This is a genomic window from Rhodococcus sp. JVH1 (assembly GCF_000280725.2).
Classification (GTDB): Bacteria; Actinomycetota; Actinomycetes; order Mycobacteriales; family Mycobacteriaceae; genus Rhodococcus_F; species Rhodococcus_F jostii_A.
The window spans coordinates 7,047,762-7,055,000 of sequence record NZ_CP166289.1 but is presented as its reverse complement, the minus strand read 5'-3'; the positions used below and the strand labels follow the sequence as shown (position 1 = coordinate 7,055,000).

The 7,239-nt window shown below is 67.8% G+C and carries 7 protein-coding genes (1 of these 7 cut by a window edge); 3 read left to right on the top strand and 4 right to left on the bottom strand.

The annotated features are described in order from the left end of the window. A protein-coding gene (locus JVH1_RS33010) for a DNA-3-methyladenine glycosylase (protein WP_043778076.1) crosses the window boundary here: on the bottom strand, nt 1–326 show its start. The gene continues 346 nt to the left of window position 1, outside the view; only the first 326 of its 672 coding nucleotides appear in the window; the start codon lies at nt 324–326; the stop codon falls past the left edge of the window. A gap of 39 nt (nt 327–365) precedes the next feature. Here JVH1_RS33010 and JVH1_RS33005 point away from each other — a divergent pair, with 39 nt between their 5' ends. Genes JVH1_RS33005 through JVH1_RS32995 form a run of 3 tightly spaced genes read left to right on the top strand, consistent with a single transcriptional unit; the run spans nt 366 to nt 2,472 of the window. Further along, complete coding sequence (locus JVH1_RS33005; RefSeq protein ID WP_009473609.1) at nt 366–1,097, top strand: ABC transporter ATP-binding protein; 732 nt, start codon at nt 366–368, stop codon at nt 1,095–1,097. After that, the gene (locus JVH1_RS33000; protein WP_009473610.1) at nt 1,097–1,852 is read left to right on the top strand and encodes an ABC transporter permease; all 756 of its coding nucleotides are present in this window, start codon (nt 1,097–1,099) and stop codon (nt 1,850–1,852) included. Before JVH1_RS33005 ends, JVH1_RS33000 begins: the two co-directional genes overlap by 1 nt. After that, a complete protein-coding gene (locus JVH1_RS32995) occupies nt 1,849–2,472 on the top strand; it encodes a TetR/AcrR family transcriptional regulator (protein WP_016880103.1) in 624 nt (207 codons plus the stop codon). Before JVH1_RS33000 ends, JVH1_RS32995 begins: the two co-directional genes overlap by 4 nt. On the opposite strand, the gene JVH1_RS32990 is transcribed toward JVH1_RS32995, so the two are convergent. The 3 genes from JVH1_RS32990 to argH all read right to left on the bottom strand — a co-directional run bounded on the left by JVH1_RS32990 (nt 2,473) and on the right by argH (nt 7,239). Continuing rightward, the gene (locus tag JVH1_RS32990; protein ID WP_005247353.1) at nt 2,473–2,685 is read right to left on the bottom strand and encodes a Trm112 family protein; all 213 of its coding nucleotides are present in this window, start codon (nt 2,683–2,685) and stop codon (nt 2,473–2,475) included. Nucleotides 2,686–2,723: 38 nt separating this feature from the next. Then, the gene (locus JVH1_RS32985) at nt 2,724–5,714 is read right to left on the bottom strand and encodes an acyl-CoA synthetase (RefSeq protein ID WP_083849715.1); all 2,991 of its coding nucleotides are present in this window, start codon (nt 5,712–5,714) and stop codon (nt 2,724–2,726) included. Between the two features lie 106 nt (nt 5,715–5,820). Beyond that, nucleotides 5,821–7,239 carry an argininosuccinate lyase gene (gene argH, locus JVH1_RS32980; RefSeq protein WP_009473613.1) on the bottom strand — a complete coding sequence of 473 codons (1,419 nt, stop codon included), beginning with the start codon at nt 7,237–7,239 and terminating at the stop codon, nt 5,821–5,823.

Genomic DNA, 7,239 nt, shown 5'->3' with positions numbered 1-7,239 from the left:
CCGACCGGCCCGTACGACACGTTCATGCAGAAGTGCATCCCATAACTGCGGTAGACGTACAGGTGCCCGGCCGGTCCGAACATCACCTCGTTGCGCGGCGTCCTCCCCCGGTACGAGTGCGATGCCGGGTCGGGCCACGGGCCGTCCTTCTCCCCGCCGTACGCCTCCACTTCGACGATGCGGATGCGGACGTCTCCGACGACCAGCGTGGATCCGAGGACGATTCGCGCGGCGTCGACGGGTTCGGCCCGGTCAAGTCGATCGATGGTCACGTCCCGATTCTCCACAACCGTTGACGCCGCCACCCCTGCGGTCGCATAATTCATCAAGCAATGAATTCACCCTGTGATGAATTGAGGCCCGCCATGACCGGCAGCCCGGCGATCGACATCAGAGATCTGCACGTGCGCAGAGGCAAGAACGAAGTGCTGCACGGCATCGACGTCCAGGTGCCGAGCGGTTCCATCACCGGCCTCCTCGGACCCTCCGGTTGCGGAAAGACCACACTGATGCGGTGCGTGGTCGGCACTCAGATCGTGGAATCGGGGACGGTCACGGTGCTGGGTTCCCCCGCGGGCTCGGTCTCGTTGCGGAGCCGCGTCGGATACGTCACCCAGTCCCCCAGCGTGTACGCCGACCTCTCGGTCAAGAAGAACGTCGCCTACTTCGCCGCGCTCTACGGTCAGCCGTCGAACGCGGTCACCGACGCCATCGACGCGGTGGGGCTGACGCGCTTCGCGGCCCAGAAGGCGGCGGATCTGTCGGGAGGACAGTTGGGACGGGTCAGCCTCGCGTGCGCCCTGGTCGCGCGTCCCGAGATCCTCGTGCTCGACGAGCCGACCGTCGGCCTGGACCCACTCCTGCGCGTCGAACTGTGGGAACGGTTCGACGCTCTCGCCGACGCCGGCACCACCCTTCTCGTGTCGAGCCACGTCATGGACGAGGCCGAACATTGCGCTTCGCTGCTCCTCATGCGCGACGGCTACCTTCTCGCGCAGGTCTCTCCCGGCGAACTACGGGAGCGGACCGGTGAGACGAGCCTCGAAGACGCCTTCCTGAACCTCATTCGCGCATCACATGTCGGGAGCGAGAACTGATGAACTTCACGATCTTCGCGGCCACTGCGGGCCGGATCCTCGCGCAACTGCGAACGGATCACCGCACCGTCGCCATGATTCTGGTGGTACCCAGTCTGCTGATGGTGCTGCTGTACTTCCTGTATCAGAACGTTCCGGCGCCACCCGGTCAGCAGTCGCTGTTCGAGCGCGTCGCGATCACGATGCTCGGCATCCTGCCGTTCGTCGTGATGTTCCTCGTCACGTCGATCGCGATGCAGCGCGAACGCACGTCGGGAACACTCGAACGCCTGCTCACGACCCCGATGGGCAAACTCGACCTGCTCGGCGGCTACGCTGCCGCGTTCTCCACGGCCGCTGCTGCGCAGGCGGCGCTGGCCTGTATCGTCTCGTTCGGTTTCCTCGGCCTCACCACCGAGGGAAGCGTGACGTGGGTGCTGCTGATCGCCGTGCTGAACGCGATACTCGGCGTCGCCCTCGGCCTATTGTGCAGCGCCTTCGCGCGCACCGAGTTCCAGGCGGTGCAGTTCATGCCGGTGGTCGTGGTGCCCCAGCTCTTCCTGTGCGGGCTGCTCGTACCGCGAGATCAGCTCCCCACGTGGCTCGAGTGGATCAGCAACGTCCTCCCGCTGAGCTACGCGGTCGACGCGCTGCAGCAGGTCGCCACCCATCCCGGCGCGACGGGCGTCATGTGGCGAGACCTGGCTGTGGTCGCCGCCTTCGCGCTTCTCGCACTGTCGCTGGGCGCCGCGACCCTGAGGCGTCGCACACCATGACCGGCCCCGTGACGCGCGCAGATACCACCCCCGGGCTGCGCACGGGACGCCGCCCGGGCAACCCGGACACACGGTCACGAATCCTGGCGGCCGCACGGAAACTGTTTGCACAGAACGGCTTCGACAAGACCAGCGTGCGTTCCGTGGCCACCGGGGCCGGCGTCGACTCCGCCCTGATCCACCATTACTTCGGAACCAAGCGAGAACTGTTCCTCGCCTCGGTGGACATTCCCGTGGATCCGACGCAGGTGATCGCCCCGGTGCTGGACATCCCGACGGGCGAGGTCGGCAGTCACCTCGCCCGGGCCGTCTTCTCCGTCTGGGAGTCGCCGCACAAGCCCGCCGTGGTCGCGGCGTTCCGATCCGCAATGGCGGGGAACGAACCCAACTTGATTCGCACGTTCCTGCTGGAGGTCGTGCTCCGAGACCTCGGACCGCGCGTCGACGAACCGCCGGGAACCGGGATGCTGCGCATGCAGCTGGTGGCATCCCAGATGGCCGGGGTTCTGGTGACGCGCTACATCCTCGAATTCGAGCCACTGGCATCGCTGCCCGTCGACGACCTGGTCGCGATCGTCGGGCCGACGTTGCAGCGCTACCTCACCGGCGCTCTGCCGTGATCAGGCCTCGCCGGCAGCCCGCGCGAGCAGCGTCTCGTGCTCGTCCGCGCCGACGTCCCGGGCCTCGTCGATGAGGAGGACGGGAATCCCGTTCTCGATGGGATACGCCCGCCGCAGGCGAGGGTTGTAGAGCAGCTCGTCGCCGACCAACAGCAGAGGACCCTTGTCCTGTGGGCACGCGAGAATGCCGAGCAACGTCGGATCAATAACCACGGAAGTCCTCTCCAACCGTTCGGGTGAGCAATGTCAGGTTACCGCGCACCGGCAGGCACCCCGGCCGAGCCGTTCTGAAACTCCGCGGCCACTGCCTTCGTCAGTCGCTTGTACTGCTGCGATTCCGGATCGACGTACCACACCCGGGTTCCCGGCTTGGGCAGTCCGGCTGCGCTCAGCGCGTCCGCATTCGGACGGTACGAGGACCCCAGCGGGATGTCCCCCACCACCTGGATGATGTCGGGCCGCAACGCGGGAGGAAGCACCTCGAAAGCCTCGGAGATCTCCGCCAGCCTCGGCGCCCGCCCGTCGCGGAAAGTGAACGCGGCAACGGCCAGTGTCCTGCCGCCGACCTCCACCCCGTAGGCAACCGCGAGGTCGACCCGATCGACGGACACGAGCGCGTCGACGATCGGCTGGGTGAACACGGCCCCTCTCGGAGTCGCGATCACGGTCTTCCGGTGGTCGACCAGCCAGTAGTCCCCGTCCGCGTCGCGGCGGAAGAGGTTCTCCGTCGGAATCCAGGCGTCGCCCGCGGCGAAGATCCCCCGCATCGCGCCGCCGGACATCTCGGCGTGCACGCCGGCCCGGCCGAGGAGCAGACCGACCTCGTCGTCCTGGCATTCCCGGATGAACCCCTGCTCGTCCTCCAGCAGCCGGCCGGCGATCGGGTCGTAGGCCGCGAGCCGAACCTCCGCGCTCCCCGGGAGGGGGCGGCCCTTCGACCCGACCTTCGCGCCGGCGACGTTCGCGAGAACGACGTCGCCCTCCGTGGAGGCGTAGAACTCGAGGACCTTCGCCGGGGCGAACCGCTCCGTGGTGCGACGCCACAATCCCTGCGGCATTCCGGATCCGATGAAGAGCCGGACGGGGTGACTGCCGTCGAGTGGGAGGTTCTCGGCGTCGAGAATCTCGCGCATCATCGTCCACGTGTAGCTGACCACGGTCACCCCGTAGCGGTGAACTTCCTCGGCGAACCGCTCGGGATCGACTCCCCGCGAGAGCGCGATCCGGGAGCCGCCTGCCACGGCACCACCGATCGCGGCGAGAAGACTCGACGAATGGTGCAGGGGTGCAAGGCAATATACGGTGTCGCCGCGGTCGAGATCGGCGGCCGAAGCCGTTCCGAACGCCGACAGCGCCCACCGGTAGTTGGTGATCTGCTTGGTCTCCCAGTGGCCGTTGGACTCACTGCAGATGATGAAGGCCAGTTCACGGGCCAGGCCGGGATCGGGCCGGTACCAGCCCGGCAGCATCACGGCGGCAGGGTCGATCTTCTCGAGGTCCACGACGTTCGCCGACGGATCCACGTCGAGGTCACGCTGGTCGCCGCCGCCGAGGACCAGGACCTGCATCCCGGTCGCGATCGCCGCGTCGAGATTCTCCGGGTCGGTGACGATGCGTTCGACACCGTCGATACGGATGGCGGTGTGCACCTCCCGGCCCGGGGGAAGCAGAACAGCCACGGCACCGAGACGGGACAGCGCCGCGATGGTGGCGAGCGCACTCGGGCGCGTCTGCATCACGACGCCGACGTGAGCGGCGGGACGGACACCGGCCTGGATCAGGCCGCGCACCACGTTGTCGATCCGCTGATTGACCGCCTGGTAAGTGTGGACGCGATTGTCGAAGAGGAAGCACTCGCCGCCGGGCGCCTTCCGGCCCTGTTCGGCCAGCAACCGGCTGAGCGAGATCTGGGTGTGGGGCTGGATCTGACCGAGCCGGGCCAGCCGCGGCAGCGCCCGGGTGGCCTCGCCGGACAGCTCCACCGTCCCGCGCAACGCTCCCGAAGCGAAATCGCTGATTCCCTTACCGACACCGACACCGACCTCGGCGACCGACGCCACGGTGTGAATGATGCGGTCGCTGATGGAGACTCCGGACTCGCTGCCGAAATGTTCGTCGTAGCGCATGAGCTCGATGTTGGTGGGCCGCGGGCCGAGACCCTCGTTCCACAGCACCCACTTCCCGGTGGTGGGCCACGTGTGGGTGGCCGCGGCCGAACCGACGACGAGACCGAAATGCCCTGCCCGCAACGTCGATTCGTACACATTTGCCCGCGGGGCGGCCCGGCGGATGCCACGGACCGCCAACGGCTGACCGATGTCATCGACCTCCCCGACGAACGCGAGGATGGGGCAGGTCAACTCCGCGAGCGACACCACCTGATCCTTGATCACGAACCCACCGGTCATCATGCGGTTGTGCACGATGAACTGCTTGAGCAACTCCGCGACGGCCGGACCGGACCACGCCACCCAGCCCTCGGTCGCGAGGAACCGTCGCTGCTGCTCCCGCGGCAACAACGCTTCCCGGTCGTGCAACTGACGCAGGAAGTCGAGCCTCGACTTCAGCGTCTTGACGGGATCGAGGAGCTGAAACCCGGTGCGCGCCATCCATCCCGACACCGCGAGCCGGTTGAAGACGTGGTCGGCGAGGAAGCCGGCGGCGTCGGTGGCAAACCCCGCCGGGATGCCGAACGGCAGGCCGGCGAGCGTGTCGACCGGACTGCCGAACGTCACGAGGCCGGCAATGTTGCGACTGCGGCGGTAGGCGGCAGCCTGGTAGGCGAACATGCCACCCTGCGAGTATCCGGACAGGTACACGTCGCGACCGGTGTGCGCCCGCACCTGGTCGATGATCTCGCTGATCGCGACGATGTGGTCGGCGAGATTCCGATCCCACCCGCCCTCTTCGGAATCCGGCGATCCGAAGTCGACCACCCACGGGTCGATTCCCATCGAGTGCAAGATGCCGACTGCGCCCTGATCCCGCGTCACGTCGTAGACGTCGGCCGACATCATCATCGGTGGGACCAGGACGATCGGGGGCCGAGCGTCGGCAGGATCGGTGTCGGGGAAATACCTGCGGAGCCGATACATCGGTGCGCGTTCGACCACCTCGAACGGCGATGTGGTGAGGTCCGTCTCGAGTCCGCCGAGGCGAACTACCTCCAACCCGTTCTGCGCCGTCGCCACCACGCGACGGATCGGGCCCATCACCGTTTCGGTATTCAGTCCCACGAACACTCTCCCAGACTCTCGAACCGTGACGCACGTCTCACTGCCGCCCGCCCTCACCCTACTGCGCTCGACGCGTCACACGGCCCCTAATCCGGGGCGTTCGACGCGGGCGTCATCGACACCACTCACGCAGCGACTCGGACAGCTGACGGACCCCGCCCAACTGTTCGGCCACACGGATACCGGCCGTACCGCCGCGGGCGTTACGCGAGGCGATCGAACCCTCGACGGTGAGTACCTCCCGCACGTCCGGAGTGAGCGCCGGATCGACCCCGGCGAGTTCGTCGTCGGTGAGATCCTCGAGTCCGACGCCCCGCGCCTCGGCAACGCGGACACACGCCCCCGCCGCCTCGTGCGCGACCCGGAACGGGACGCCCTGACGAACGAGCCACTCGGCGATGTCGGTGGCCAGCGTGAATCCCGCCGGTGCCAGTTCCGCCATTCGGTCCGTGTGGAATTCGAGAGTGGAGACCAGTCCGGTGATCGCCGGGAGCAGCAACTCGAGTTGCGCCACCGAATCGAAGACCGGCTCCTTGTCCTCCTGCAGATCCCGGTTGTACGCGAGCGGCTGCGCCTTCAGCGTGGCCAGCAGACCCGTCAGGTTGCCGATCAGTCGCCCGGACTTGCCGCGGGTGAGCTCGGACACGTCCGGGTTCTTCTTCTGCGGCATGATCGACGAGCCGGTCGACCAGGCGTCGGCGAGCGTGATGTAGCCGAATTCCGGAGTGCTCCAGAGGATGACCTCCTCGGCCATCCGCGACAGGTCGACGCCGATCATCGCGAGCACGAACGCCGCCTCGGCCGCGAAGTCCCGCGACGACGTGGCGTCGATCGAGTTCTCGGCCGACGAATCGAAGTCGAGTTCCGCGGCGATCGCCTCGGGATCGAGCCCGAGTGACGAGCCGGCGAGCGCTCCGGAACCGTACGGCGACACGGCCGCCCGCACGTCGAAGTCCCGCAACCGCTGAACGTCACGAAGCAACGGATGTGTGTGCGCCAACAGGTGGTGCGCGAGCAGCACCGGCTGCGCGGCCTGCAGGTGGGTCTTGCCCGGCATCACCGCGGAAGGGTGCGCCGCGGCCTGCGTCGCGAGGGCGTCGACGACGTCGAGGACACCCGCCGCCACCCGGCGGACCGCGTCCCGCAGCCACATCCGGAACAGCGTCGCCACCTGATCGTTGCGCGAACGCCCGGCGCGCAGGCGCCCCCCGACCTCGGAACCGACCCGATCGATCAGACCGCGCTCGAGCGCCCCGTGCACGTCCTCGTCGGATTCGCTCGGGACGAACTCGCCGCTCGCGACGTCGGCCGCGAGCCTGCCGAGACCGTCGAGCATCGACGCCAGGTCTTCGTCACCGAGCAGGCCGGCCTTGTGCAGCACCCGGGCATGCGCCTGGGACGCGCGCACGTCGTACGGGGCCAGCACCCAGTCGAAGTGGGTGGACTTGCTCAGCGCCGCCATGGCGGCGGCCGGTCCGGACTCGAACCGGCCGCCCCAGAGGGCTCCTTCGTTGGTGCCGTGAGCACTCAT